We start from the raw sequence: 26,224 nt of genomic DNA, 5'->3' as shown, positions 1-26,224 counted from the left end.
TGGGTATGGTCTCCATGGACTATTGCGGTGAGTTACTTGGAATTATATAACTTGAGGCATCATAAATAATCTCGATTTACGGGTAAGACTGTCGGCGATCATGAACAGTTGCAGAGGGGGTATTCCATGCGAGAGCGTAACCTGCTCACCCAAGGCGAGGTGCCGGCCGGGAGCCAACTAAAATTGTGACGAGGCAGCACAGCAGATTACAATGAGGCATGCGCCAGGCAACTCATGAGAAACACTAAACACGTCAATCAGAATAAACAAACAATGGCGAAAATCTCTGACCAGTCACTCGCATGTCATGCGGCTTTCAGCCTTGGCTGTCACGATTTTTGCTTGGCAGAATATGTCATTGATGACCTTAATAAATTCCACAGACTCAGGAGTCACTAGATGAAGATAGCAATTGCCGGTACCGGCTACGTAGGACTTTCCATGGCGGTGTTGCTGGCCCAGAAAAACGAAGTGGTCGCGCTCGACATCGTGCCGGAGAAGGTGGAGATGCTGAACCGCAAGCAATCGCCGATTGCCGATGCCGAGATTGAAGAGTATCTCGCCACCAAGACCCTGAACTTCAAGGCCACCATGGACAAACAGGCGGCTTATGAAGGTGCTGACTATGTCATCATCGCCACCCCGACCGATTACGACCCCGAGACCAACTACTTCAATACCGGCTCGGTAGAAGCCGTGATTCGCGACGTCAAGACCTACGCACCGAATGCCGTGATGATCATCAAGTCCACCATTCCGGTCGGCTTTACTGTTGGTGCCCGTGACAAATACCAGACCAATAACCTGATCTTCTCGCCGGAATTCCTGCGTGAAGGCAAAGCGCTTTACGACAATCTCTATCCTTCCCGTATTGTGGTGGGCGAGAAGTCCGCCCGTGCCGAAACCTTTGCCCGCCTGCTGCAAGAAGGCGCGCTGAAAGAGAATATCCCGCTGCTGTTTACCGATAGCTCGGAAGCCGAGGCCATCAAGCTGTTTGCCAACACCTATCTCGCCATGCGCGTGGCTTATTTCAACGAGCTGGACAGCTATGCCCTGACCCATGGCCTGGACACCAAGCAGATTATCGAAGGCGTGGGCCTGGATCCGCGTATTGGCAGCCACTACAACAATCCTTCGTTTGGCTATGGTGGCTACTGCCTGCCCAAGGACACCAAGCAATTGCTGGCGAACTTCAACAATGTGCCGCAAACACTGATCAACGCTATTGTGCAGTCCAACACCACCCGCAAAGACTTTGTGGCGGACAGCATCATCAAGCGCAAACCGAATGTTGTTGGTATCTATCGCCTCATCATGAAGAGCGGTTCAGATAACTTCCGCGCCTCCAGTATCCAGGGCATCATGAAGCGAATCAAGGCCAAGGGCATTGAGGTGATTGTGTATGAACCTGTGCTCACGGAGCCCGAGTTCTTCCGCTCCAAGGTGGTGAATGATCTGGAAGCCTTCAAGCAAAAGGCCGATGTGATCGTGTCCAATCGCATGGCCAAGGAACTGGCGGATGTGGCAGACAAGGTGTTTACGCGCGATCTGTTTGGTAGCGATTAAGCATCTGTGGCATGACGGATCACCGACTATAAGCTGTCAGCCTGGCCTTGCCCAACGTCCGCTGTGATGCAGGATATGGCCAGTCTGCTTGCTTTGTCGCAAGCGCAAACAATCCTCACCTTGCCAAGATGCGGTCTATCAAACCGCCTGATAATGTAAAACGCCTAAAATTATCTCTATTAATCGCTTAAGGTTAAGTAGAATTGCAATACCTTTTTAGTGCGGTACGGTATGCCAGGTTTTAAAAATAAATTGCGCGACCATTGGTCGCAATATCGGCGCATGGCGAATCCACGTACGGCGGCTGCGGTTTTGCATGATCTGACGGTGGCTGTTGCTGCATGGTATTTCGCTTTTGCATTGCGTTTTAACTTTCAGATTCCCTCCGCATTCCAGGACTCCATGCTGCAGGCCATGCTGTGGATAGTGCCTTTGCAGTTCCTGTTTTTTATCAATTTTGGGCTGTATCGCGGCGTCTGGCGCTTTGCCAGCCTGCCTGATCTCAAGCGTATTCTATTCGCTGTCGCGACGGCCGCTGCGACGGTGGTGGCGGTCATTTTCATGACCAAGCCACATGGCGTGATTCCTCGTTCAGTGCTGATCCTCGACCCTATGTTGCTGGTATTGGGCATGGGAGGGAGCCGTTTTCTCTATCGCTACTGGAAAGAGCATCGCCTGTATGGGGCTTTTCATTCTCAGGGGCAGCCCGTTCTGCTGCTGGGGGCGGGTACGTCGGCCATCAATCTGCTCAAGGATCTGACGCGCAGCCAGGAGTGGCGCGTGGTGGGCATGCTGGATGACGATGAGGCCATGCATGGGCGCCAGCTGCTGGGCGTGAAGGTGCTGGGGAATATTGATGACATAGGCTATTTTTCACGTCGCTACCAGGTGGAGCATGTGATTGTGGCCATGCCTTCCGCCTCGCATCAGCAGAGAAGGGCCGCCGTGGAAAAAGCCAATGCGCATGCATTGACCATCCTGACGGTGCCTTCGGTAGAAGACTTGATGAATGGCAAGGTCAGCATTTCGCAAATACGACGGGTTGAAGTGGAAGATCTGCTGGGGCGGGAGCCTGTGCAACTCGACACCGAAGGCATGCACGCTCTCCTGCAGGCTCAGGTGGTCATGGTGAGCGGTGCTGGCGGCTCGATCGGTTCGGAGCTGTGCCGTCAGATATTGGCATTCAAGCCAGCCAAGCTGATCTGTCTTGATATCTCGGAGTTCGCTTTATATAAGCTTGAGCAGGAGTTCTCAGCGATGAGCAACCGGCCTGCCGATATTGAATATGTGGTTGGCGATGTGAAGAACGCGGAACGTCTTCGTCATCTGTTACAGCAGACCAAGCCGGCTGTCATCTTTCATGCAGCCGCCTACAAGCATGTGCCCATGATGGAAACCGGCAATGTGTCGGAAGCCCTGCATAACAATGTGCTCGGGACTTATACCCTTGCCAGCCTTGCGAAGGAGGCCGGTGTTGCCAAGTTTGTGCTGATTTCGACCGATAAAGCCGTGAATCCGACTAACGTGATGGGCGCCAGCAAACGGCTGGCGGAAATGGTGTGCCAGGGTTTGCAGGAAAATCATGGTACCCGTTTTGTTATTGTCCGCTTTGGCAATGTATTGGGCAGTAGCGGCAGTGTTATTCCTAAGTTTCGTGAACAGATTGCCAAGGGTGGCCCCGTCACCGTGACTCATCCCGATATCACCCGTTATTTCATGTCTATTCCCGAGGCTACCCAGCTCGTCATGCAGGCGGGCTTGATGGGTAAGGGCAGCGAAATTTTTGTGCTGGATATGGGTGAGTCGGTGAAGATTGCTGATCTGGCGCGCGATATGATCAAACTGTCCGGCCTGCAGGACGATGAAATCGAAATCATCTTCACCGGCCTACGCCCTGGGGAGAAGTTATATGAAGAACTGCTCGCCGATGATGAACATACCTTGCCGACGCCTCACGAAAAACTGCGCATTGCCATTGCCCGCTCGGCTGACTTGACCTGGGTACACGCCTTGCTCAAATGGATAGCCACTACCTTGAATGCGGATGAGGCGACGATCAAGCAGGAGCTGAAGCTGTGGGTGCAGGAATATCGGCATCAAGACACCACTAAGGTTGCCACTGAAACCAAACGCACCCTCGGACCGCAGTCGTCTACCCTTCATTAAGGGGGCATGGCTAAGCATTTATGCGGATATGTGGTATTTTGTCGAAAAGTAATCAACAAAGGGGCATGTGTGGCAAATCGATCCGTTAATCCAGAGCAAATTCTTCAACAGTCAGAGATTATCTACACTGAAGAAGATGTCAGGAATGCGATTGCGGTGCTTGCCAAGAAGATATCGGCACGCATCGCCGGTACCGAGCCGCTGGTCATGTGTGTGATGGGTGGGGCCGTTGTATTTTCCGGTCAGCTCCTGCCCCAGCTTGGTTTCCCGCTTGAGTTCGATTATGTGCAAGCCAGCCGATATCACGAAAAAACCGAAGGTGAGCAACTGGTGTGGACTGTTGAGCCACGCGATAATGTACGTGGCAAAACCGTATTGCTGCTGGATGACATTCTTGATGAGGGCCAAACCCTGGCGGCCATACGTGAGAAATGCCTGGCTCACGGCGCTGCCGAAGTGGTGATTGCTGTGCTGGTCGAAAAAGATCTCGAGCGCGTCAAACCCATTCAGGCTGATTATGTTGGCTTATCCGTACCCAATCGCTATGTTTTCGGCTGTGGGATGGATGTATATGGCTGGTGGCGTAACCTGCCTGCCATTTATGCACTGAACGTTAACTAAAACGTTCTGAAGCTTGATGTGTTTGTCGACCGCTGGAGTTCTCTGGCGGGTTTATCTTCTGCAGGCGGGTTGATGTTACGCCGTGGTTTTCAACATGCAGCAGACTCAGCAAATCCCCTGGATGTCATGATTCGGCAATATCAAGCCGGGCGGTCTTCTGTATAATCAATTCGAGATTGAAACTAGAGCATTGATAAAGCACTTATGCCCATCGTCGAGGCCAAAAACAAAAACGCACCGACATCTAAAATGTACAGTGCGTTTTGTTTGTATCTGGTGCCCAGAAGAGGACTCGAACCTCCACACCCGAAGGCACATGGACCTGAACCATGCGCGTCTACCAATTCCGCCATCTGGGCTTTCTTAGATGCTTGTGCATCGAAAGAGCCGAGATTTTATATCAACAAAAAAGTTTGTCAAATGGAATATTTAAAGAATGAAAAAGAAATCGCGTAACGCCAGTATAAGCCAAGTGCGTAAAGCCGATCCTTATGCCAAGCGCGAAGCCGAGAATTATGCCAACCCCTTGCCCAGTCGGGAATTCATCCTCGATGTGATGACCGAGCAGGGGGTGCCCGTGAGTGTTGAGCAGTTATATGAACTGGTCGGCATTTCGGAAGAAGAGCGGGAGATTTTTAATCGCCGCCTGAATGCGATGGAGCGCGATGGTCAAATCATGCGCAATCGCAAGGGTGCGCTGTGTATTGCCGAGAAGCTGAATCTGATTGCTGGCCGTGTGGTCGGGCATGCTGATGGGTTTGGCTTTCTGGTGCCTGACCATGGCGGGGATGATCTGTTTTTGAGTCCGCGTGAAATGTCGCAAGTCATGCACGGTGACCGTGTCATGGTGCGTCCCGCCGGATTTGACCGCCGCGGACGCCCCGAGGGCAAGATTGTGGAAGTGCTGGAGCGTTCGACCAAAAAGCTGGTGGGGCGTTTGATTCGCGAGCAGGGTGTGACTTTTGTCGCCGCCGAAGACAAGCGGGTGAATCAGGATATTCTGGTGCCGCCCGGACAGGACATGAATGCCGGTGCAGGCCAAGTGGTGATGGTGGAGCTGATTGAGCAGCCGTCCGCTTATGCCAAGCCTATCGGCAAGGTGGTAGAAGTATTGGGCAACTATGCGGACTCCGGCATGGAGATCGAAATCGCCTTGCGCAAGCATCAATTGCCATATGAGTTTTCGGCGGAAGCGGAAAAACAGGCGGCCAAGTATCCCAAACAGGTACGCCCAGCGGATTACAAGGGCCGTATCGATTTACGTGACATGCCATTGATCACCATTGATGGCGAAACCGCGCGGGATTTTGATGATGCCGTCTACTGCGAGCCGCAAGGCAAAGGCTGGCGTCTGGTAGTGGCGATTGCCGATGTCAGTTTTTACGTGAAGCCTGGCGATGCACTGGACAAGGATGCGTACGACAGGGGCAATTCGGTCTACTTCCCGCGCCGCGTGATCCCTATGTTGCCGGAAGCACTTTCCAATGGCCTGTGTTCGCTTAACCCGGATGTGGAGCGCTTGTGCATGGTCTGCGATATGCAGATTGATGCCCTGGGCAAGATCAAGCGCTATGAGTTCTACCCATCCGTGATGCGCTCCAAGGCTCGCATGACCTACACCAAGGTGTTTGACATCATCAGCCACCCGGATGGCGAGCTGGCAAAAGAGTATGCATGGCTGGTTCCGCACATTGACCATCTGTACAGTCTTTACAAGATATTGCTCAAAGCCAGAGAAAAGCGCGGTGCGATTGAGTTTGAAAGCACCGAAACCCTCATGATTTTCAACGATAACGGCAAGATAGACCGCATTGAAGCTGTGACGCGCAATGAGGCGCATCGGTTGATTGAAGAGTGCATGCTGGCGGCCAATGTCTGCTCCGCTGACTTTTTGATACAGCACGAGCAGCCTGGCCTCTATCGTATTCACGAAGGGCCTACCCCGGAAAAACTGGAAGCCCTGCGTACGTTCCTGGGCGAATTCGGCTTTGGTGTAGGCGGTGGAGATACCCCGCATGCCAAGGATTACGGCAAGGTCATCTCCCGCATCAAGGGGCGCCCGGATGAGCAGCTCTTGCAAACCGTTCTCCTGCGTTCCATGCAACAGGCGGTTTACAGCCCGGATAATGTCGGCCACTTTGGCTTGGCATATGAGGCTTACACCCACTTTACCTCGCCCATTCGCCGTTACCCTGACTTGCTGGTGCATCGCGCCATCAAGGCCGTGCTGAATGGCGAGCGCTACAAGGCGGGAGACTGGCAGGCCCTGGGCCAGCATTGTTCCATGACCGAGCGGCGCGCGGATGATGCCACCCGTGATGTGCAGGCCTGGCTCAAGTGCTATTACATGCAGGATAAAATCGGCGAGGAGTTTGCCGGTACCGTGGCTGGCGTCACCAGTTTTGGGTTGTTCGTCGCGCTGGACGGTATTTTTGTCGAAGGCCTGTTGCATGTGACCGAGCTCGGCAACGATTACTTCATCTACGACAAGACCCGCCACGAAATGGCAGGGGAGCGTACGGGCGTGAAATACCGCCTTGGTGATCGCCTGCGCGTCAAGATAAGCCGGGTGGACCTGGAAGTCAGTCGCATCGACTTTGTGCTGGCCTCATCGGACAAGGCAAAAAATACCGTGGCGGATGAAGCCTTTGCGCAGGAGGGTGGGGCAGATGGTGATACAATTCGGCTCGCCAAGCCGCGCCGCTCTGCCGATAGAAAGCCTGCAGCCAGCGCTGGTGCCCGGCCTCGCACGGCAGCCAAGCCGTCGCGCAGCAAGTCAGCAGCCAAACCTGCTGCCAAGCCCAGAAAGAGCAGCGCATCCAAGCCTGGCGCAAAATCAGGCGCCAAGGTGTCCTCCCGTAAAACCAGTAAAAGGTCATAAGTTGTAATGAGTGATAGCCGTATATTGTTTGGATTTCACGCCGTATTGAGCCGCCTGCGTCAGCATGGGGCCAGCGTGCAGGAAATCCTGATCGACAAAGATCGTGTGGACGCCCGCATGAAGGACCTGATCAACCTGGCGGAAGGTGCTTCTGTGCGTCTGATGCAGGTAGAGCGCTCCCGTCTGGATGGGATGGCGGGCGCTAACGGTCGGCATCAGGGCGTGATTGCGCGCGTGGTGGATACGCCGATTCCGTACAAGGATATTCACGATATTCTGGAGTCGGATCTGACCGAACCCCCGTTTTTCCTGGTGCTGGATGGCGTGGAAGACCCTCATAACCTGGGTGCCTGCCTGCGCGTGGCGGATGCCATGGGTGTGCATGCGGTGATTGCCCCCAAGGATAGGGCGGCAGGTTTGAATGCGACCGTGCGTAAGGTTGCGTGCGGTGCCGCCGAGACGATTCCTTTCATCGCAGTGACCAATTTGGCGCGTACCCTGCGCGAGTTGCAGGAGGCAGGCGTATTTGTTGTTGGCGCTGCGGCCGATGCACCGGGCAATCTGTTCACCACCAAGCTGGACGGTCCATTGGCGCTGGTGCTGGGGGCTGAAGGTGCCGGTTTGCGCCGTCTCACCGCTGAAACCTGCGATACGCTGGTGAGCATTCCCATGTTCGGCTCGGTAGAAAGCTTGAATGTATCGGTGGCAAGTGGGATTTGCCTTTACGAGGCGAGACGCCAGCGTAACGCAGTTTAAGCTTGCTTATCCTGTAAACAAGAGTCTCCTGCCCGGCAAGGCTGGATTTTGCCGCGTGGGTTTATTTTAAACTGCTAAAATGCTATTTTAGTCTGTTTTTCGTAGTGTTAATTTTTTGGAGCTATCATGGCTGTTGAACGTACCCTTTCCATTATCAAACCCGATGCTGTTGCCAAGAATGTCATCGGCAAGATCTACACCCGCTTTGAAGATGCTGGCCTGAAGATTGTTGCTTCGCGCCTGGCACAACTGTCACAAGCTGAAGCTGAAGGCTTCTACGCTGTGCACAAAGAGCGTCCTTTCTTTGCTGACCTGGTCAAGTTCATGATCTCCGGTCCTGTGGTTATTCAAGTGCTGGAAGGCGAAAACGCTGTTCTGGCACACCGCGACCTGATGGGCGCAACTGATCCGAAGAAGGCCGCACCTGGCACCATCCGCGCTGACTTCGCTGAAAGCATCGATGCCAATGCCGTGCACGGCAGTGATTCCGTTGAGAATGCAGCGATTGAAATCGCTTACTTCTTCCCGGCTTCGCAAGTTCACAGCCGCTAAGTTGCAATGACCGTTAATCTGCTCAATTACAGCCAGCCTCAACTCGCCGAGTATTTTCACGGCCTGGGCGAAAAGCCTTTTCGCGCCAAACAGTTGATGCGCTGGATGCATCACTTCGGGGTGCATGATTTTGATCAGATGACGGATATTGCCAAATCGCTGCGCGACAAGCTGAAAGACCAGGCGGAAATCACCCCGCCTGGAATCAAGCTTGAGCAGATTTCTGAAGATGGCACCCGTAAATGGCTGATTGATGCCGGGACCGGGAACGGGGTGGAAACGGTATTCATCCCCGAAGCCGAGCGCGGTACGCTATGTGTCTCTTCACAAGTCGGTTGTGCGCTGGAATGTACGTTTTGCTCTACGGGGCGCCAGGGTTTCAATCGGAATTTGAGTGTGTCTGAAATCATCGGCCAGCTGTGGGTCGCCAACAAGGCGCTGGGGCGTGACCCCAAGGGCGATCGCATTATCAGCAATGTGGTGATGATGGGCATGGGCGAGCCGCTGGCCAATTTTGATAATGTGGTCACGGCACTCAATATCATGCTGGATGACTCTGCTTATGGCCTGAGTCGTCGACGCGTCACGGTCTCTACCTCGGGCATGGTGCCTGCCATGGACCGTCTGCGTGAGGCTTGTCCGGTGGCACTCGCCGTGTCACTGCATGCACCAAACGATGCCCTGCGTGATGTGATTGTGCCTATCAACAAAAAATATCCGATCAAGGAGCTGATGGCCGCTTGCCAGCGCTATCTTGAAAAAGCCCCGCGCGACTTTGTGACATTTGAATATGTGATGCTGGATGGGGTGAACGACAGCGTGGAGCACGCCCGTCAGTTGCTGGATATCGTGCGCGATGTGCCATGCAAATTCAACCTCATTCCATTCAACCCATTCCCCAATAGTGGTTACGATACTTCCAAGCCCGAGGCGATTCGTCGTTTCCGCGATGTCCTGATGCAGGCAGATTACGTCGTCACAACGCGCAAGACGCGGGGCGATGATATCGATGCCGCCTGTGGTCAGCTGGCTGGCAAGGTGCAGGACAAAACGCGGCGTACTGAACGCAACAAGGTCATGCAGGTTATATCGGTGGAGAAAACAGTTTGAAACGTTGGCTGATGGTAGTCTTGATCGGCCTGGCTGGATGCGCTGAGCAGCAAGCCCAGCCTTACAGTGCTGGCGAAACGAGTGCACGCGAGCGTGCCCGTGTCCATACGGAACTGGGTGCGGGGTATTTTGCGCAGAACCAGATGGCCATTGCGCTTGAAGAGTTTACCGAGGCCATTCGTATTGATGGCAACTATGCCATGGCCTATAACGGTCTGGGACTGGTCTATGGCGCATTGCGGGAAGATGCCAAGGCCGACAGCAACTTCAAGCGTGCCTTGCAGATTGAGCCTAATAATTCGGAGTCGCGCAATAATTATGGCTCCTTCCTGTGCTCGCGTAACCGCATTGATGAGTCCATCGTGCAATTTACCGAGGCGGTTAAAAACCCGCTCTATGCCACGCCAGGGGTGGCCTATATGAATGCCGGGATTTGCGCGCTGAAGAAAAAGGATGAAAAGTCTGCAGAGGGCTATCTGGAGAAAGCCTTGCAGGCGCAGCCTCTGTTACAAACCGCCGCTTATCAGTTGGCCACCATCCAGTTTAATCGTGGCCAGGTGGGTATTGCGCGCAATACCCTGAAAAACGCCCTGGTCAACAATCCTGGGCCAGATACTTTATGGCTGGGTATTCGCATCGAACGCATCCTGGGTGATCGCGATGCAGAAGCAAGCTATGCCTTGTTGCTGCGTAAAAAATACCCGAATTCCGAACAAACCAAGGCACTTCTTTCAGGGCAACAAGCGCAATGACGGAAACCACACCAGTAACACCTGATACGCAGGAAGCCGCAAGTACTGCGTCTTCTCATGCATCCTCCATCGGCGCCATCTTGCGTGCAGCGCGTGAGCAAAAGGGCTTGTCTGTCATCGACATTCATGCGCGCCTGCGCATCAGTGAGCGCCAGATACATGCGCTGGAGACCGATGATTTTTCCTTGCTGCCCGAGCCTACCATTGCACGTGGCTTCATACGCAATTACGCCAAGTTTCTTGAAATTGATGCCGAGCCTCTGCTGGCAGCTTACCGCGCGCAAATGCCTTCGGAAGAGCAAAAGAATATCAGTATCCCATCGGCCAACATCCCCATTACCCAGTCGCGTACTACGGATTGGAAAAAGTACATCTATGCCAGCGTGTTGGTGCTGCTGGGGGCAGGTGTCTGGCTATTGTATGACGAGAATTTGATACCGGGTATTCCTGATCTGCATCTGGGTAGCAGCAGTAGCGAAGTGAGTCCTGCTCAGGGAGAAAGCCTGCCACAAGCAGCCCTGCCAGCGGCCGAACGTGAGTCCGCCGCTACACAGGCGCCTGCGCAAGGCGAGGCCTTTGCGCTTCCTCCTGAGCAAACAAGTGATCAGGCAAACGCTGTACCCGCGGCAGAGCCACAGGCGGCCCCTGCGGCTGCCGCTCCTGCTACACCATCTGCTACAGCGCCTGCTGCGCAGCCATTGCCAGCCGCGCCCGCTGCAACAGCCGCTCCCGCGAGCACGAATGCTGACAGCACGACTTCTTCCGTGGCCTTGCACAAGGTCCGCATGGTGTTTACCGAAGATAGCTGGGTCAGCATTGTGGATCGCCATGGCAAAGAAATTTTCAATAAAACCAAGCGTGCCGGTAGCGAAGACGCCGTGGAGGGTGAACCTCCCCTGAAGGTGACCATCGGTAACGCTGCCGGTAGCCAATTGATTTATGACGATAAACCGGTGGATACCGCGCCATACAACCGGCTTAACGTCGTCCGCATTACACTGGAGTAATCGTGAGTCAGCAACAAGCCTTGAAACGCCGCCCCTGCAATCTGGTGATGGTGGGACATGTTCCCTTGGGCGGCGGCGCCCCGGTGGTCGTGCAATCCATGACCAACACCGATACCGCCGATGCGGCTGCGACTGTCCAGCAAGTATTTGAGCTTTGGCAGGCAGGTTCCGAGCTGGTGCGTATTACCGTCAATTCCCCTGAAGCCGCCGCACAAGTGAGCACCATTCGCCGCGAACTGGATGCCATGGGCTGCAATGTCCCCCTCGTAGGCGACTTTCACTACAACGGACACAAACTGCTGGCGCAATATCCTGATTGTGCTGAAGCATTGGCCAAATACCGTATCAATCCAGGCAATGTGGGCAAAGGCAGCAAGCGCGATGAGCAGTTTGCCGCCATGATAGAAGCGGCCATCCATTACCAGAAGCCCGTGCGCATCGGCGTGAACTGGGGCAGTCTGGATCAGGAAAAAATGGCGCGCATGATGGACGAAAACGCACAGCGTGCGGAGCCCTTGTCGGCCGATGCCCTGATGCGCGAAGCCCTTATTCAATCGGCCCTGGAAAGTGCTGCCCAGGCCGAGGCGCTGGGTCTGCCATCCAATTTCATTACCATTTCCTGCAAGGTGAGTGATGTACAGGATCTGGTGACCGTATACCGTGATCTTGCTTCCCGTTGCACTTATCCCTTGCACCTTGGGTTGACCGAAGCCGGCATGGGATCCAAAGGCATCGTGGCTTCTACAGCGGCGCTGGCATTATTGCTGCAGGAGGGCATAGGCGACACTATCCGTGTATCCCTCACGCCTGAGCCGGGAGAGGCCCGCACCAAGGAAGTGGTTGTGGCGCAAGAAATTTTGCAGGTGATGGGAATTCGTTCTTTTACGCCGCTGGTAACAGCTTGTCCTGGCTGCGGTCGCACCACCTCGACATTCTTCCAGGAACTCGCCCAAAAAATCCAGCGCTATCTGCGTGAACAAATGCCGATATGGCGCAGTCAGTACCCGGGTGTGGAAACCATGAGCGTTGCCGTCATGGGGTGTGTCGTTAACGGCCCTGGAGAATCCAAGCTGGCGAATATTGGTATTAGCCTGCCGGGGACGGGGGAAGTGCCTGTGGCACCTGTCTTTGTGGATGGCCAGAAAACCGTGACGCTCAAGGGCGACGCGATAGCGGAAGAGTTTCAGACGATAGTGGAAGACTACGTCCAAAAGAATTACGCCGAAGGCGGCAAGCTGCGTCAGTCGCTGCCATTGCAGCAAAAGACCATTCCGCTCAAGGCAATATAAAAAGCAATTAATAACATGGCTGATAAATTTCAAAGCATCAAAGGTTTTTACGACATCTTGCCTGAGCAAACTGCGCTCTGGCAAAAGCTGGAAGACACCGCCCGGCAAGTGCTTGGGCAATATGGCTATCGCAATATACGCATGCCGATTGTCGAGCCTACCGATCTGTTCATTCGCAGCGTGGGCGAGCATACCGATATTGTGGAAAAAGAGATGTATTCCTGGGTTGATGCGCTGAATGGTGACAAGCTGACCCTGCGGCCAGAAGGCACGGCAGGCTGCGTGCGGGCTGTGGTAGAGCACAGCCTGACCTACAATGGTCCGCAGCGCTTGTGGTATATGGGCCCGATGTTCCGTCATGAAAATGTACAAAAAGGCCGCCAGCGCCAGTTTCATCAGATAGGCGTGGAAGCATTCGGTTATGCCCAGCCCGAAGTCGATGCCGAGCAGATCATGCTGCTGGCCCGCTTGTGGCGCGCACTGGGCTTGACTGACGTTGAGCTGCAACTGAACACCATAGGCGATGCCGCCGAGCGGGCGGAATACCGTCAGGTACTTATCGCTTATTTTGAGCAGCACGCCGACCTGCTGGATGAGGATGCCAAGCGTCGCCTGCATACCAATCCCTTGCGTATTCTGGATAGCAAGAATCCCCGCATGCAAGCCATGATAGAAGGCGCTCCGCGCTTGCTGGATACCCTGGGTGGTGAAAGCCGGGCTCACTTTGATGCGGTATGTGCCCTGTTAAAGGCAGCGAATATTCCTTTTGTGCTGAATACGCGTCTGGTGCGTGGTCTGGATTATTACAACCGTACCGTGTTTGAGTGGGTGACAACCCGTCTCGGCAGCCAGGGCACTATTGCCGGTGGCGGCCGCTACGACACCCTGGTCGAGCGCCTGGGTGGCGATGCTACGCCGGCGTGCGGCTTTGGCATTGGCCTGGAGCGTGTGTTCTTGCTGATGCAGGAATATGGTATCGAGGCCACTCAGGGCTTGGACGGGTATCTGGTTAACCTGGGTGAGCAAGCCGAGCGGCTGGCACCTCAGGTAGCTGAACAATTGCGTGACGCTGGTATTTCCGTGGCCTTGCACACTGGCGGCGGTAGCTTCAAGTCGCAAATGAAAAAAGCCGACCGCAGTGGTGCGCGTTTCGCATTGATCCTTGGCGATGAAGAAGCCCAGGCAGGCCAGATCACCCTCAAACCCATGCTGGGTGGGGGCGAGCAACAACGACTCGATTTGCTACAGGCGATACAACATTTGAAGGAGTGAGCCCATGACTGCCTTGCTGCGCATGGAAGAACTGACGGTTGTCCCGGTTAAATCGCCCCAGCGCAAGCTGGTTAATCAGGTATCTTTTGTGCTGGAGTCAGGCAAAACCACTTGCGTGGTGGGCGAGTCGGGCAGCGGCAAAAGCCTCACAGCGCTGTCGGTGATGGGGCTTCTGTCCGAGCAACTGCAGCGAATCCATGGCCGTGTCATTTTTCAGGGGCGTGATCTCGCCTCCCTGAGTTCCGAAGAAATGCGCGGCATACGCGGCAAGCAAATTGGCATGATTTTTCAGGAGCCGATGACCTCGCTGAATCCTGTGCTGAAGGTGGGCTACCAGATAGGCGAGAGCCTGACCGAACATCTTGGCCTGCGTGGAAAAGCCTTGCGGGCAAAGGTAGGCAGCCTGCTTGAGCAGGTCGGCATACCGGCAGAGCGTGCAGACAGTTATCCCGATGAGCTTTCTGGTGGACAACGCCAGCGTGTGATGATTGCCATGAGTATTGCCTGCGAGCCAGCGATGCTGATTGCCGATGAACCGACGACCGCGCTGGATGTGACCGTGCAAGCACAGATTCTCAAATTGCTGGACGAACTCAAGACCCGCATGAACATGGGCATGCTGTTTATTACCCATGATTTTGGCGTGGTGGCGGATATTGCTGACGATGTGGTGGTCATGTTCCGTGGCGAGATTGTCGAGTCCGGCCCGGTGGCGGAGGTGCTCGGCAATCCGCAGCATCCTTATACCAAGGCCTTGCTGGATTGTGTGCCCGATGCCGATGGTAAAAAGCCGTTAAAGCCGATTGATTATGCCTGGCTAACAAATGGAGCCCACCCATGAGTGAACCGATTCTGGTAGCCCGTCATCTGGTCAAGACATATCCCCAGCGTGGCGGATTGTTTGGCCTGGGTCAGCAAAAGGTAAAGGCGCTGGATGATGTCAGCATACAGCTGAATGCCGGTGAAACGCTGGCTGTCGTTGGCGAGTCGGGTAGTGGCAAGTCCACCCTGGCCCGTTGTCTGTTACAATTGCTGCCCCTGGATAGTGGCGAAGTGCAATTTCAAGGCCATGACCTCGCCAAATTGTCCGGCAAGGACTTGCGCGCGATACGCCGCGATCTGCAAATGGTGTTTCAGGATCCGTTTGCCTCGTTGAATCCGCGCATGCGCGTCGGTGAAATTATTGCTGAAGGCTTGCTGATTCATGATCTTGGCACTGCATCCGAGCGGCAACGCAAGGTCGTACAGATGGTGAAGCGGGTGGGCCTGAGCGAGGCTGATTTGCAGAAATACCCGCATGAGTTTTCCGGTGGCCAGCGTCAGCGTATAGGTATCGCCCGTGCTTTGGTGCTTGAGCCCAAGGTGGTGGTCTGCGATGAACCGGTTTCGGCGCTGGATGTTTCCATTCAAGCGCAGATATTGCTGCTCTTGCGCGAACTGCAGCAGGAAATGCAGCTGAGCTACCTTTTCATCACACATGATTTGCGTGTGGTACGTCATATTGCGGATCAGGTAGCGGTCATGTACAAGGGGAGAGTGGTGGAGCAGGGGGATGTGGACTCCCTGTATCATTCGCCCCAGCAGGAATATACCCGGAATCTGCTAAATGCGATTCCAGGGCGTCGGCCGTTGGCGGGTTTGGCCGCGGCAGGCTAATCAGGTGCAAGTTGATAATTAACCTTGAATTTTAGGATGGCGTAATGGCATACGATTTGGAAGAACAAGAACAGTTGGACGCGCTGAAAAGCTGGTGGAAAACCAACGGTAAATATGTTCAGGCACTGCTGATTGCAGTCGTGATCGGTCTGGCAGGCTACAAGGGCTGGAATTATTACCTTAATCAGCAGGCGATCAAGGCTTCCGCCAAGTATCAGGCCATGACCCAACTAGATATCAAGGATACCCAGGCGATTCAGGCCGCGGCCGGTGAACTCATGGATAACTTTTCCACGACGCCTTATGCCGCACGTGCCGCGATTGCGGCGGCCAAGGTGAGCTATACCAGTAAAGACCTGGCGAGTGCCAAGCGTCAACTGGCTTGGGCAGCCGAGCATGCCAAGGAAGACCAGGTGGCGGCCGTGGCCATGCTGCAACTGGCAGGTATCCAGTTTGAAGAAAAAGACCATGAAGCTGCGTTGAAGACGCTGGCACAAAAACACGATGCCGCGTTCGATGGTTTGTTTGCCGATCTCAAGGGTGACATTCTGCTGGCACAAGGCAAAAAGGCCGAAGCCAAGCAGGCCTATGAAGAAGCATTGCTCAAACTGGACGAGCAAGGCCGCTATCGCCGCTTTACTGAGCATAAACTGGAATCCTTGGGGAGCTAAACCTTGCGTCAGATTTCATTAGCCGTGCTGATTGCACTGGCGATCAGCGGTTGCTCCACCATCACTGACATGAAGACCGATATTTCGGAGCGCATGTTTGGTCGCGAGTTGAGTGACCCACCTGCTGAACTGGTGGATTTCAAAGCCAGCATGACGCCAAAAATCATGTGGCGTGCCAGTCTTGGCGCTGCCGATGATTACGACTTCACCCCGGCCTCGATCAACGGTCAGGTATTTGCCGCCAATGCGGCTGGCGATATCTTCAAATTTGATGCCATCAAGGGTACCCAGGTATGGAAGGTTAACGCTGGTCAGCGCTTATCCGGTGGTGTTGGCGTAGGCGCTGATCTGGTACTGGTTGGTACGGCCTCTGGCTATGTTGTCGCCTATGATCAGGCAGGCAAAATGCTATGGAAATCCAAGGTGAGCAGCGAAGTGCTGAGCGCTCCCCAAGTCAATAATGGTGTGGTCGTCGTCCGTTGCGGCGATAGCCGTATTTTCGGTCTTAACGCGGTAGATGGTGCTCGTAAGTGGGTATATGAGCGCGCTACCCCGGCATTGAGCCTGCGCAGCAGCGCGGGCGTTGCCGTGGATGGTGGCGCGGCTTATGCTGGCTTTGCCGGTGGCAAGCTGATTGCCCTGCGCGTGGAAGATGGCAAGGTCATCTGGGAGGCCTCTGTTGCCCAACCCAAGGGTACAACAGAAATCGAGCGTATCGCAGACATTACTAGCCTGCCGGTGGTGGATGGTCCTTTGGTCTATGCAGTGGCATACCAGGGCAAGATCGCCGCAGTTGACCGTGCGACTGGCCGTGTGAGCTGGGGTCGCGATATTTCCAGCTATACCGGTCTCAATTCTGAAGATGCGCGCGTGTATGTTTCCCATGCGACCGGCTCGGTCTACGCGCTGGAATATTCCAGCGGCAAGACGTTCTGGCGTCAGGGCGACCTCAAAAATCGTCAGCTCAGCGCACCGTTGCCCATGGGCGGCGTGGTGGCGGTGGGCGATGTTCAAGGCTATGTGCATTTCCTCGGGCGGGAAGATGGCGCTTTTGAAGGCCGTATCCGCACCGAAGATAGCCCCGTCATGCCACAAATGCTGGCGCTGGGCACCAACGGTATTCTGGTCCAAACCCGCAAGGGTGGGCTTTACGCAATCTCACTGAAATAATCCATGCTACCCACCATCGTACTGGTCGGCCGTCCCAATGTCGGCAAATCCACGCTTTTTAACCGGCTGACCAAGAGCCGGGATGCGCTGGTGGCCGACCTGCCCGGCCTGACCCGCGATCGCCACTATGGACGTGGCATCGGTGGCGACAAGCCATTTCTGGTGGTGGATACCGGCGGTTTTGAGCCGCTCGTGGATAGCGGTATTCTGAAAGAAATGGCCAAGCAAACCTTGCTGGCGATTGATGAAGCCGATGTCGTGATCTTCATGGTGGATGGCCGTAATGGCCTGGCACCGCAGGATAAGGTGATCGCCGACCGTCTGCGCAAAAGTCAGCGCCCGGTGCTGCTTGCGGTTAACAAAACCGAAGGCATGCAACGCGCCATTGTCAGTGCAGAGTTCCACGAGCTGGGCCTGGGTGATCCACTGTCTATCTCTTCTGCTCATGGCGAAGGGGTGCGTGACCTGGTGGAACTGGCGCTGGCGGATTTTCCCGAGCCAGAACCTGAAGAAGAAAACGATGGCAGCCGCACGCCCAAGGTGGCGATTGTCGGTCGGCCGAATGTGGGCAAATCCACGCTGGTCAATGCCTTGCTGGGGCAGGAGCGCGTGATCGCGTTTGACCAGCCGGGTACTACGCGCGATTCCATCCATATTGATCTCGAGCGCAACGGCAAGCATTACACGATTATCGATACCGCTGGTGTGCGCAAGCGCGGCAAGGTATTTGAGGCAATCGAAAAATTCTCGGTCATCAAAACCATACAGGCGATTGAAGAAGCCAATGTGGCGATTCTAGTGGTGGATGCCCAGGAAGGAATTACCGAGCAGGATGCCCATGTGGCGGCGTATATTCTTGAGGCCGGTCGCGCGCTGGTGGTTGCCATCAACAAATGGGATGGCCTGAAAGAGGATGAGCGCGACTGGATCAAACGCGAAATCGACCGCAAGCTGCAGTTCCTGGATTTTGCCAAATTCCATTACATTTCCGCTTTGCGCAAGAAGGGGCTGCCGGAGTTATTTACTTCGGTCGATGGCGCCTACAAGGCGGCCATGGCCAAGCTTTCCACACCGCAACTGACCCGCGTGCTGGAAGATGCCATCATTCAGCATCAGCCACCTATCAGCAAAGGCATACGCCCCAAGCTGCGTTATGCCCACCAGGGCGGTAGCAATCCGCCGATTGTGGTGATTCACGGTAACCACGTGGATGGCGTGAAGGATAGCTACAAGCGTTATCTTGAAGGTGTGTTCCGCAAGGCGTTCCAACTGACCGGTACGCCATTGCGCGTGCAATTCAACCAAGGTGCCAATCCGTTTGCCGAGCCAGAAGACAAGCGCAAGGCGGGCGAGGGTATCGTCAGCATGCGCCGTCGCAAAACGGCTCAGCGCGCTGAGCTCAATGCCAAGAGCCGGGCTGAAAAGGAAGCCTTGGCGCAGCCCGCAGGTACCAAGCTCAATGCCGGTGTGAAACCTAAAGCCCCGATCAAGCCCAAGGCGCCGGCCAAACCCAGAAATGCAACAGGCGCCAAAAAGGCGCCTGCAGCGAGTAAAGGGCGCGCCAGCAAGAAGTAATGCCGGCGCTGTCTTAACGTTGTATCAAGAAGCGTAGAGCCCTTCCCAGAATTTCCACCATACACGTTCTTCTGGAACACCCTTTTTCAGCATTTTGCTGTCCGGATAGTTGGTTTGCAGCACGCGCAGGGTGTCCTGCTTCAGATCATCCATGCCCATCAGGTCGTAGGCGCTGATCATGATGACCAGGGCTTCTTCCACAGAAGGAGAGTCAGGGTAGGTTTCCAGTACGAACTTGCAGCGATTGACTGAAGCCAGATAGGCCTGACGCTTCATATAGTAGCGCGCCACATGCAGTTCACTGTTGGCCAGCATGTCCACCAGATAGGTCATGCGCAGGGTGGCATCCTTGACGTAGCGGCTGTTGGGGTAGCGGGTGACCAGTTCCTTGAGTGCCAGGAAGGATTCGCGCAATGACTTGGGGTCGCGGTCACTGATCTGTTGCTTGGTGAGCTTTTCAATCACGCCGCGCTCGTTAAAGGTGGCCAGACCCTTCATGTAGTAAGCGTAGTCGATGTTGGGGTGATCTGGATGCAGCTTGATGAAGCGATCAGCGGCAGCAATGGTGGAAATCGGATCGTTGCGCTTGTAGTAGGCGTAGATCTTGTCCATTTGAGCCTGAGTAGCAAAGCGGCCATGCGGGTAGCGAGATTCCAGCGTTTCAAAATATTTGATGGCTTTTTCGTAATCGCGTGAGCGCATCTTTTCGTCGGCTTCGGTGTAAATGCGTTGCGCCGACCAGCCTTTGGTCTCGTCTAACTCAGTTGGTGCGCCGAAGATCGCGCAACCAGACAGCCAGAGTACCGCAATAAACGCTAAACTATGCTTCATTTAAAAATATCCAGATTAAAAGTCTTGTAGATTATAACCGATGACCCAAACCACTCCTATCACTCTCATTATTCCACAAGACCTTGGCGGCTTGCGACTGGATCAGGCACTGCAAAAGCTGTTGCCTGAGCATTCGCGCTCGCGTTTGCAGCAATGGATCAAGGACGGCCTGGTCACGCTGGAGCCTGCGCAGGCCGTGACGGCCAAGACCAAAGTCTGGGGCGGTGAGCGCCTGCAGGTGCAAGTGCAGCCCTCGCCCGACGAACATGCGTTTGAGGCCGAGGATATTCCGCTGGATGTGCAGTATGAAGATGAGCATATTCTGGTCATCAACAAACCTGCGGGCCTGGTGGTGCACCCGGCGGCGGGTAACTGGAGCGGTACGTTGCTGAACGCCTTGCTGCATCATGCGCCGGTGGTAAAAGACCTGCCACGGGCGGGGATTGTGCACCGGCTCGATAAAGATACCAGCGGCTTGCTGGTCGTGGCCAAGACACTTACCGCGCAGACCAGCCTGGTGCGGCAGTTGCAGGCACGTACCGTCAAGCGCGAATACCGTGCCATTGTCTGGGGGCAGGTGTGGCAAAACGGACGCATCGACCAGCCGATAGGCCGCCACCCCCATGCCAGAACCAAAATGGCGATCAACCGCAATGGCAAGCCTGCGGTAACCCGCTATGAAGTGCTGGAGCGTTTTGCGGTTCACACCTATCTGCGCTGTAACCTGGAAACCGGCCGTACCCACCAGATTCGCGTTCACATGCAGCATTTGAAGGCGCCATTGGTGGGAGACCCCGTCTATGGTTTGGGCGGCATCGTGCCTCTGCGCATGATGCCGCAGCATTTGCGCGATACCGTGCTCAACTTTGGCCGTCAGGCTTTGCATGCGGTCAAACTGGGTCTGATTCACCCCGCCAGTGGCGAATTCATGGAGTGGCAGGTGGAATTGCCTGCCGATATGAAGTCTCTGCTGGAAGCCATGCGTCTGGTGCCTGTGGACGAAGTCGATCTTCCATTCGAGTTTGAAGGTGATATGGATGACGATGATCTGGACGACGCGTATCCCGAGGATGAATTGCTGGACGACGATGATGAAATTGACTGATGCATGCCTGATTGTGCCGGATTGGCCTGCACCGCCCAATGTGCATGTGGCGCAAACCACGCGTCTGGGCGGCGTGAGTCAGGCGCCATATGACAGTCTCAACCTGGGAACGCATGTCGGGGATAATCCCCTGCATGTGGCGGCAAACCGGCAGCGACTGAGTGATATGCTGCCATCCGAGCCGGTTTGGATGGAGCAGGTGCATGGCACCAGCGTGCAGGATGCAGCCTTGGCTTCTTGCGTGCCACAGGCCGATGCTGCGGTGGCGCGGCATGTGGATACCGTATGCACCGTCATGACCGCTGATTGCCTGCCCGTGCTCTTGTGCGATCAAGCCGGAACGGTGGTGGCTGCCGCGCATGCGGGCTGGCGTGGACTCAGTCAGGGTGTCATTGAGCGTACGGTCGAAGCCATGCATGTGCCCGCGGCTAATCTGCTGGCATGGCTGGGCCCCGCGATTGGCCGTGACGCTTTTGAAGTAGGGGATGATGTCTATCAGATATTTGTAAACCACGATGCCCAGGCGGCGGCAGCGTTTGCAGCCACGGAGAATGGCAAATGGCTGGCGGATATTTATCTGCTGGCCCGGCAACGCCTTGCTGCGCTAGGAGTGACGCGAGTCTATGGCGGCGAATATTGCACGTTCCATGATGCCAGCCGTTTTTTCTCCTATCGCCGTGATGGCGCATGCGGCCGCATGGCTAGCATGATCTGGCTGGGCCGATAGTCGCCAGAGTCGGGAAAGTCTAGTAGGTAAACTCCGCGACAATCCGGATATTTCGACCCGGTGCGACATTGCCGATGGTTCCACCAAAGGCGCCATCCAGCCGGTACTCTTTGTTAGCCAGATTCTCGCCGATCAGGCGAAACCCCATGTGGGATGTCGGGGCCCAATGTATACCGGCATTAAACACTTCGTAACCATCTTGCGTGCCAAACTCCAGAGGAATGGAGCCCCCACCTGCTGTAACCACGGTGCGCTGGGCAACCCGACGATAGCTGATATTGGCGTCCACCCTGGCGTGCAGGTTTGCCCCTAACGTTATATTTAAAGCATTCCCCGGTACGGTATACAGAGGGACATATTCTTTACCATCAAATAGGGCGCCACTGATTCGGGAATACGATACGCGGCCATACAGTTTGCCCGCCGACATCGTGCTTTCAAACTCAACGCCATTGCGACGTTCCCAGCCATCCTGAACAATCTCCCCGGCCTCGTTTTGCCGTAAAGACGTCAGCAGATGGCTGGTGCGTATATGGAAAAAATTGAGCTTGGACGTGAGCTGGATATTGCTACCGAATAATCTTGGTGTCTGGTAACTGATGCCTGCTTCAGTGGATTCCGAGGTCTGAGGGCGATAAAGATCGCCACAAATCTGCGAGGCCGGGCCATTGGAGGTGAATGCCCTCAGGCAACGGCTGAATACGCCTTGCGTGAAATATTCATCCACCAATGGCGGACGAAACCCTTGTCCATAATTGCTGTAGAGGGTGAGTTGCTGATTCGATGCCTGAGGTAACAAGGCATAGGCCAGACCCAGACTGTAGCTTTCCTGGCGAAATTTAATAGTGGATGCCTGATCGTACTGCTCAAGCAAAGCCAAGGTGCCGCCCGCGGCCTCGACTTGGTAAAAATCCTTGCGGAACCCGGGCATGATGCTCAAGCTTCCCAGGGTCAGCTTGGGTTGCAAATAATAGGCAACGTAGGATTTGGTACCCGGTGGTGCCGAGGCATTGAAGCCATTGGGGTAAAAGCTTTGGCTGTAAGCCGTATTGTCGTAATAGCGACTCACTTCACGCTCGTTTTTGTTGTACTGCAGGCCCAGCAACAGTTCCAGACTCCAATCCTTGTTTTCAATCATGCGTGAACGGTTGCTGATATCGAGATTGGTTGTCTCGTAACCGTAGTAGTCATTCAGGTTGCCGCGGCAAAGAATAGGAGTGCAGAGCGGGTTGATACTCGACATGCCGGAACGGATCAAATCATGCAGGTCCGTATAGCCTTTGCCAAATATCGCCTTGAAATCCACCCAGCGGTTATCAGGTCGGTATTGCAGGGTTTCTGACCAGGTCAGATCTTCAATGCTGCGGATGACATTGCCGAAAGTGCCTGGCTGACCGCCAGTGGCATCATAGGGTTGCAGGCCGCTGTCTTCAAAGCTGACCACGGAGGTGGTCAATTGCACGCTTTCGCTAGGGAATACACTGACTTTCAGCAGTTTGGAGATCGAGCTGATCGCAGAGCTTTCCAGCCTGACGCCCCCTGGCTGCATGATGTCATTGGACTGGCGATTGGAGTAGTTGAAGAGAATATCAATCCGGTCATCTGGCCGTCCATACACCATGTAGGAGCGTGAATATTCGTCGTTATTATTGGCATAGCCGAATTTGGCGCGTGCACCATAGCGTTGGCCGGGTTGCAGCAGGTCGGCGGCATCTTTGGTGGTGGCAATGATGGTGCCGCCCAGTGAACCTGAGCCACTGGTAATTTGCGGCCCGCGCTGTACTTCTACGCTTTTTAGCAGTTCAGGTTCCAGAAAAGTACCGCCCATGCGGTATTTCTCAAATCCCTTGGGAATGCCATCCACCTTTACGGCCACATCTTCATTGTCGGCATAGCCGCGGATGTTGAATGACATCCCGCTAGGGCGTGGCCCGCCATTGATCGCCACACTGGGTACATCGCGTATGACATCGAACAGGGTGGCAGGTTGCAGGCGTTCGAGATCTTCGGTGGTGATGGTCGTAATGGCGCGTGTTGTGTCGATGCGCTCATCTTCAAGCTTACGGGCACTTACGCTGACTTCAGGCAAGGTTTGCTCAGGAACAGGGACGGCCATTGTCTTGCTATTAACCGTAGTATCTGCTGTCGTGTTTTCGGTATTCAAAAGTTCAGCGTGAGCAGGGGCAGATAGCGCGTTAAGTGCGACAAGGACAATAATCATTAGCCGTCGTACATCAAGCAGACGGATTCCGGCAGGCGGAATTTGCATGAGAGGAGCTCGGATCAGGACTGAAAAGCCCCGACCAGGAGTTTGGCCGGGGCGCAGGCTTATGCCAGGTTGTAGCGGTTTTTACTGCGACGTCGACCCATGAAGCCGATCAAGCCCAAGCCTGCCGCCATCATGCCGTAGGTTTCAGGCTCAGGAACGGGCGAGGTGGCAATCGGCGCAGATGGACGAGCAACGGTGGCTAGTGCCAGTTGATCCAGGCTCATGCTGGAAGTGGTTGAGTTGAAGGCAAAGGTATACAGCGAAGAAGCTGCTACGTTGCTCCACAACCAGTATTGCTCTTGTTCTGCCGTAGCGCCGCCCATGACGGTGCCTTGGTCTTCATGAAATGCCAGGGTGGAGGTGGCGGCAACGCCATTCAGTGTCGCTGTGGTATTGGCCAGTGTACCCAGGGTGCCTATACGCAGATACACATCAAAAAAGCCGGATGTTGCGCTGCTGACCAGGGTGGAAACGAAGCTGGTAGCGCTTCCAAAGCTGTAGATATTGCCGCCACTGGTGACGAAGGAAGTGCCGCTGGTTTCTTTGACCGTGCCGCCAGAACCATAGTCAGCGGAGTTGTCGGTTGTACCGCCAAAGTTGTCCCATGCTGCAAAATCGGTCAGGGTTGCGCTGCCCCATGGTGCGGCAGAATCCCAGACATTGGTAGTAGCGAAGGCGGAGCCGCTGAACGCAGCGCCGAGCACCAGAGTAAGTGCGGATAGTTTTGTAGATAACGTCATGATAGTCCTCGTGAATATGCCGTTGACCCTTCCTCTCGAAGGCGCTGTTAGGCGATTGGCTCAACATTACAAATCCACGGTCCCACACCGTCGGATGGATACAACAACCGGCCTTGGCCGGGGTAAATCAGGATTCCAGCAGCGTTGCACTTTCAGATGGTTGGGCTGCTGCCATGCCTGTGGGTTGAAAGTCCACCACAAAGCGATATTGCTTGCCGCAGTCGATGATGACTTCTTTCTGGCCCCGGCGCAGGATGCGCATTTCCACTTTAAGATTGCCAAAGCCATCGTGCCCGATCAGCTCATCGAAGAGTGACAGCAGACATTTTTTTGCGGAGGATGGAGTAGTGGACATCGTGCAGTGCTTCCCGGTTATCGTAATTTTTCATAATGATAATGATTATCATTTGAAAGATCAAGCCTCCGATGAGCTTTGTCCCATTTCCGCATCGTGAGCATCGGGGTTATCCCGTATAATGCGCAGCTATGTCGACATTATCAGCCATCATTTTTACCAACCTGGCCGGTGGCGTACTCAGTATTCTGTGTGCAGCACTTTTTGTTTTAAAAGCCCGTCCAGCCTGGATTCCCATGCTGGTCAGCTATGCTATTGGTGCACTGCTGGGCGCCGCCTTTCTTGAAATATTGCCGCACGCTTTGAATGAAGCTTCCAGTGTGGAGGCGATGGCAATGACGGTGCTGTTTGGCATCCTGTTGTTTTTCATACTGGAAAAGCTGGTGTTGTGGCGGCATTGCCATGGCAATGAATGCGAGGCGCACAGCGGTCATGAGGCGGTGTCATCCTCGCATGGCCACGACCACGGGCATGATCATGGCCGTAGCGGCATGATGATCATGGTCGGCGATACCTTCCACAATTTTGTGGATGGCATATTGATTGCCGCGGCGTTTATGGTGGACATGAAGCTCGGCATGGTGACGGCCCTGGCGATTATCGCCCATGAGATTCCGCAGGAAGTAGGGGATTTCCTGATTCTGTTGCATTCGGGATATACCAAGCGTCAGGCCATTCTGCTGAATCTGCTTTCCAGCCTGGCAACATTGGGTGGCGGTTTGCTCGCCTATTTTGCCTTGCAAACAGTACAAAGCTGGATTCCCTATATTCTGGGCTTGGCGGCTGCCAGCATGATTTATGTTGCGGTGGCCGACTTGATCCCCGGTCTGCACAAGCGCACCGAGCTCAAGGCGACGGTTCAGCAGGTGCTATTGATCATGCTTGGCATTGCCTCTATCTGGCTGACCAAGTTTTTCCTGGAGTAGGGCGGCTTTTTCCTGTGCCAGTTTGCGGCGCCTGCGTTGCGGCGTACCAAACAGCCACAGCAGTAGCGCGCATGGCAGCAAGCCATAAAACATAAAGGTCAGGATGCCAGCCACCAGGCTGGGTTCGGTGGCTGCCATCAGTACAGTAACGTACAGCCAGGCGATGGCAACAATATACATAAGGGCTTTTTCAAAAACTCAGGTGATATGAGTGCCCAGATTTTAAT

Annotated in this window: 24 protein-coding genes and 1 tRNA gene; 19 read left to right on the top strand and 6 right to left on the bottom strand. The window is 54.7% G+C overall.

Going from position 1 to position 26,224, the window contains the following annotated elements:
• The first annotated feature begins 399 nt into the window (after window positions 1-399).
• The 3 genes from MPQ_RS08475 (at window position 400) to MPQ_RS08465 (ending at window position 4,353) form a co-directional block, all read left to right on the top strand.
• Window positions 400-1,566 carry a nucleotide sugar dehydrogenase gene (locus MPQ_RS08475; RefSeq protein WP_013442500.1) on the top strand — a complete coding sequence of 389 codons (1,167 nt, stop codon included), beginning with the start codon at window positions 400-402 and terminating at the stop codon, window positions 1,564-1,566.
• Between the two features lie 231 nt (window positions 1,567-1,797).
• The gene (locus MPQ_RS08470) at window positions 1,798-3,732 is read left to right on the top strand and encodes a nucleoside-diphosphate sugar epimerase/dehydratase (RefSeq protein ID WP_013442499.1); all 1,935 of its coding nucleotides are present in this window, start codon (window positions 1,798-1,800) and stop codon (window positions 3,730-3,732) included.
• Between the two features lie 69 nt (window positions 3,733-3,801).
• Window positions 3,802-4,353 (top strand): hypoxanthine-guanine phosphoribosyltransferase, encoded by a 552-nt coding sequence (locus MPQ_RS08465; RefSeq protein WP_013442498.1) that lies wholly within the window; start codon window positions 3,802-3,804, stop codon window positions 4,351-4,353.
• A 274-nt stretch (window positions 4,354-4,627) separates the two neighbouring features.
• On the opposite strand, the gene MPQ_RS08460 is transcribed toward MPQ_RS08465, so the two are convergent.
• Window positions 4,628-4,712, bottom strand: a tRNA-Leu gene (locus tag MPQ_RS08460).
• A 77-nt stretch (window positions 4,713-4,789) separates the two neighbouring features.
• On the opposite strand from MPQ_RS08460, the gene rnr reads away from it, so the two are divergent.
• The 13 genes from rnr to der all read left to right on the top strand — a co-directional run bounded on the left by rnr (window position 4,790) and on the right by der (window position 19,044).
• Window positions 4,790-7,234, top strand: coding sequence for a ribonuclease R (rnr, locus tag MPQ_RS08455; protein ID WP_013442497.1), 2,445 nt, complete (start codon window positions 4,790-4,792; stop codon window positions 7,232-7,234).
• 6 nt (window positions 7,235-7,240) lie between these two features.
• Complete coding sequence (rlmB, locus tag MPQ_RS08450) at window positions 7,241-7,990, top strand: 23S rRNA (guanosine(2251)-2'-O)-methyltransferase RlmB (protein ID WP_013442496.1); 750 nt, start codon at window positions 7,241-7,243, stop codon at window positions 7,988-7,990.
• 126 nt (window positions 7,991-8,116) lie between these two features.
• Complete coding sequence (ndk, locus tag MPQ_RS08445; protein WP_013442495.1) at window positions 8,117-8,542, top strand: nucleoside-diphosphate kinase; 426 nt, start codon at window positions 8,117-8,119, stop codon at window positions 8,540-8,542.
• A 6-nt stretch (window positions 8,543-8,548) separates the two neighbouring features.
• Window positions 8,549-9,652 carry a 23S rRNA (adenine(2503)-C(2))-methyltransferase RlmN gene (gene rlmN, locus MPQ_RS08440; RefSeq protein ID WP_013442494.1) on the top strand — a complete coding sequence of 368 codons (1,104 nt, stop codon included), beginning with the start codon at window positions 8,549-8,551 and terminating at the stop codon, window positions 9,650-9,652.
• On the top strand, window positions 9,649-10,404 hold the full coding sequence (pilW, locus tag MPQ_RS08435) for a type IV pilus biogenesis/stability protein PilW (RefSeq protein WP_148225279.1): 756 nt from the start codon (window positions 9,649-9,651) through the stop codon (window positions 10,402-10,404). Before rlmN ends, pilW begins: the two co-directional genes overlap by 4 nt.
• Complete coding sequence (locus MPQ_RS08430; RefSeq protein ID WP_013442492.1) at window positions 10,401-11,411, top strand: RodZ domain-containing protein; 1,011 nt, start codon at window positions 10,401-10,403, stop codon at window positions 11,409-11,411. The genes pilW and MPQ_RS08430 overlap by 4 nt, the downstream gene beginning before the upstream one ends.
• A gap of 2 nt (window positions 11,412-11,413) precedes the next feature.
• A complete protein-coding gene (gene ispG / locus MPQ_RS08425; RefSeq protein ID WP_013442491.1) occupies window positions 11,414-12,700 on the top strand; it encodes a flavodoxin-dependent (E)-4-hydroxy-3-methylbut-2-enyl-diphosphate synthase in 1,287 nt (428 codons plus the stop codon).
• 15 nt (window positions 12,701-12,715) lie between these two features.
• Entirely contained in the window at window positions 12,716-13,972 is a 1,257-nt protein-coding gene (gene hisS, locus MPQ_RS08420) for a histidine--tRNA ligase (RefSeq protein ID WP_013442490.1), read from the top strand.
• 4 nt (window positions 13,973-13,976) lie between these two features.
• Window positions 13,977-14,813: an ABC transporter ATP-binding protein gene (locus tag MPQ_RS13725; protein WP_013442489.1), complete on the top strand. Its 837-nt coding sequence runs from the start codon at window positions 13,977-13,979 to the stop codon at window positions 14,811-14,813.
• Entirely contained in the window at window positions 14,810-15,628 is an 819-nt protein-coding gene (locus tag MPQ_RS13720) for an ATP-binding cassette domain-containing protein (protein WP_013442488.1), read from the top strand. The genes MPQ_RS13725 and MPQ_RS13720 overlap by 4 nt, the downstream gene beginning before the upstream one ends.
• Before the next feature lie 44 nt (window positions 15,629-15,672).
• Window positions 15,673-16,299 (top strand): tetratricopeptide repeat protein, encoded by a 627-nt coding sequence (locus MPQ_RS08405; protein ID WP_013442487.1) that lies wholly within the window; start codon window positions 15,673-15,675, stop codon window positions 16,297-16,299.
• A gap of 3 nt (window positions 16,300-16,302) precedes the next feature.
• Window positions 16,303-17,469 carry an outer membrane protein assembly factor BamB gene (bamB, locus tag MPQ_RS08400; protein WP_013442486.1) on the top strand — a complete coding sequence of 389 codons (1,167 nt, stop codon included), beginning with the start codon at window positions 16,303-16,305 and terminating at the stop codon, window positions 17,467-17,469.
• A gap of 3 nt (window positions 17,470-17,472) precedes the next feature.
• Complete coding sequence (gene der / locus MPQ_RS08395; protein ID WP_013442485.1) at window positions 17,473-19,044, top strand: ribosome biogenesis GTPase Der; 1,572 nt, start codon at window positions 17,473-17,475, stop codon at window positions 19,042-19,044.
• A gap of 24 nt (window positions 19,045-19,068) precedes the next feature.
• On the opposite strand, the gene MPQ_RS08390 is transcribed toward der, so the two are convergent.
• Window positions 19,069-19,875: an outer membrane protein assembly factor BamD gene (locus MPQ_RS08390; protein ID WP_013442484.1), complete on the bottom strand. Its 807-nt coding sequence runs from the start codon at window positions 19,873-19,875 to the stop codon at window positions 19,069-19,071.
• A gap of 40 nt (window positions 19,876-19,915) precedes the next feature.
• On the opposite strand from MPQ_RS08390, the gene rluD reads away from it, so the two are divergent.
• Together rluD and pgeF are read left to right on the top strand one after the other, a co-directional pair.
• Window positions 19,916-20,980 carry a 23S rRNA pseudouridine(1911/1915/1917) synthase RluD gene (gene rluD / locus MPQ_RS08385; protein WP_013442483.1) on the top strand — a complete coding sequence of 355 codons (1,065 nt, stop codon included), beginning with the start codon at window positions 19,916-19,918 and terminating at the stop codon, window positions 20,978-20,980.
• A complete protein-coding gene (gene pgeF, locus MPQ_RS08380; protein WP_013442482.1) occupies window positions 20,967-21,707 on the top strand; it encodes a peptidoglycan editing factor PgeF in 741 nt (246 codons plus the stop codon). Before rluD ends, pgeF begins: the two co-directional genes overlap by 14 nt.
• 19 nt (window positions 21,708-21,726) lie before the next feature.
• Here the strand turns inward: pgeF and MPQ_RS08375 are convergent, their stop codons facing one another.
• The 3 genes from MPQ_RS08375 to MPQ_RS08365 form a co-directional block, all read right to left on the bottom strand.
• Window positions 21,727-23,823 (bottom strand): TonB-dependent receptor domain-containing protein, encoded by a 2,097-nt coding sequence (locus MPQ_RS08375; protein ID WP_013442481.1) that lies wholly within the window; start codon window positions 23,821-23,823, stop codon window positions 21,727-21,729.
• Between the two features lie 212 nt (window positions 23,824-24,035).
• Window positions 24,036-24,716, bottom strand: coding sequence for a PEP-CTERM sorting domain-containing protein (locus tag MPQ_RS08370; RefSeq protein WP_013442480.1), 681 nt, complete (start codon window positions 24,714-24,716; stop codon window positions 24,036-24,038).
• Window positions 24,717-24,843: 127 nt separating this feature from the next.
• Window positions 24,844-25,071, bottom strand: coding sequence for a hypothetical protein (locus MPQ_RS08365; RefSeq protein WP_013442479.1), 228 nt, complete (start codon window positions 25,069-25,071; stop codon window positions 24,844-24,846).
• Between the two features lie 131 nt (window positions 25,072-25,202).
• On the opposite strand from MPQ_RS08365, the gene MPQ_RS08360 reads away from it, so the two are divergent.
• Window positions 25,203-25,997, top strand: a complete 795-nt coding sequence (locus tag MPQ_RS08360) for a ZIP family metal transporter (RefSeq protein ID WP_013442478.1) — start codon at window positions 25,203-25,205, stop codon at window positions 25,995-25,997.
• On the opposite strand, the gene MPQ_RS08355 is transcribed toward MPQ_RS08360, so the two are convergent.
• Window positions 25,941-26,177: a hypothetical protein gene (locus MPQ_RS08355; protein WP_041362202.1), complete on the bottom strand. Its 237-nt coding sequence runs from the start codon at window positions 26,175-26,177 to the stop codon at window positions 25,941-25,943. The two genes, MPQ_RS08360 and MPQ_RS08355, sit on opposite strands and share 57 nt — an antisense overlap.
• Between the last annotated feature and the right edge of the window lie 47 nt (window positions 26,178-26,224).

This window comes from Methylovorus sp. MP688 (genome assembly GCF_000183115.1).
In the GTDB taxonomy this organism is placed as follows: Bacteria; Pseudomonadota; Gammaproteobacteria; order Burkholderiales; family Methylophilaceae; genus Methylovorus; species Methylovorus glucosotrophus.
Note: the sequence above shows the minus strand (reverse complement) of the source record. Positions and strands in the feature narration are given on the sequence as shown.

Excerpts from the sequence above, each read along its gene's own strand:
- MPQ_RS08475 (WP_013442500.1), top strand. The coding sequence starts at position 400 with ATGAAGATAGCAATTGCCGGTACCGGCTACGTAGGACTTTCCATGGCG.
- MPQ_RS08470 (WP_013442499.1), top strand. The coding sequence starts at position 1,798 with ATGCCAGGTTTTAAAAATAAATTGCGCGACCATTGGTCGCAATATCGG.
- rnr (WP_013442497.1), top strand. The coding sequence starts at position 4,790 with ATGAAAAAGAAATCGCGTAACGCCAGTATAAGCCAAGTGCGTAAAGCC.
- rlmB (WP_013442496.1), top strand. The coding sequence starts at position 7,241 with ATGAGTGATAGCCGTATATTGTTTGGATTTCACGCCGTATTGAGCCGC.
- ndk (WP_013442495.1), top strand. The coding sequence starts at position 8,117 with ATGGCTGTTGAACGTACCCTTTCCATTATCAAACCCGATGCTGTTGCC.
- rlmN (WP_013442494.1), top strand. The coding sequence starts at position 8,549 with ATGACCGTTAATCTGCTCAATTACAGCCAGCCTCAACTCGCCGAGTAT.
- MPQ_RS08430 (WP_013442492.1), top strand. The coding sequence starts at position 10,401 with ATGACGGAAACCACACCAGTAACACCTGATACGCAGGAAGCCGCAAGT.
- hisS (WP_013442490.1), top strand. The coding sequence starts at position 12,716 with ATGGCTGATAAATTTCAAAGCATCAAAGGTTTTTACGACATCTTGCCT.
- MPQ_RS13725 (WP_013442489.1), top strand. The coding sequence starts at position 13,977 with ATGACTGCCTTGCTGCGCATGGAAGAACTGACGGTTGTCCCGGTTAAA.
- MPQ_RS13720 (WP_013442488.1), top strand. The coding sequence starts at position 14,810 with ATGAGTGAACCGATTCTGGTAGCCCGTCATCTGGTCAAGACATATCCC.
- MPQ_RS08405 (WP_013442487.1), top strand. The coding sequence starts at position 15,673 with ATGGCATACGATTTGGAAGAACAAGAACAGTTGGACGCGCTGAAAAGC.
- der (WP_013442485.1), top strand. The coding sequence starts at position 17,473 with ATGCTACCCACCATCGTACTGGTCGGCCGTCCCAATGTCGGCAAATCC.
- MPQ_RS08390 (WP_013442484.1), bottom strand. The coding sequence starts at position 19,875 with ATGAAGCATAGTTTAGCGTTTATTGCGGTACTCTGGCTGTCTGGTTGC.
- rluD (WP_013442483.1), top strand. The coding sequence starts at position 19,916 with ATGACCCAAACCACTCCTATCACTCTCATTATTCCACAAGACCTTGGC.
- pgeF (WP_013442482.1), top strand. The coding sequence starts at position 20,967 with ATGAAATTGACTGATGCATGCCTGATTGTGCCGGATTGGCCTGCACCG.
- MPQ_RS08375 (WP_013442481.1), bottom strand. The coding sequence starts at position 23,823 with ATGGCCGTCCCTGTTCCTGAGCAAACCTTGCCTGAAGTCAGCGTAAGT.
- MPQ_RS08370 (WP_013442480.1), bottom strand. The coding sequence starts at position 24,716 with ATGACGTTATCTACAAAACTATCCGCACTTACTCTGGTGCTCGGCGCT.
- MPQ_RS08365 (WP_013442479.1), bottom strand. The coding sequence starts at position 25,071 with ATGTCCACTACTCCATCCTCCGCAAAAAAATGTCTGCTGTCACTCTTC.
- MPQ_RS08360 (WP_013442478.1), top strand. The coding sequence starts at position 25,203 with ATGTCGACATTATCAGCCATCATTTTTACCAACCTGGCCGGTGGCGTA.
- MPQ_RS08355 (WP_041362202.1), bottom strand. The coding sequence starts at position 26,177 with ATGTATATTGTTGCCATCGCCTGGCTGTACGTTACTGTACTGATGGCA.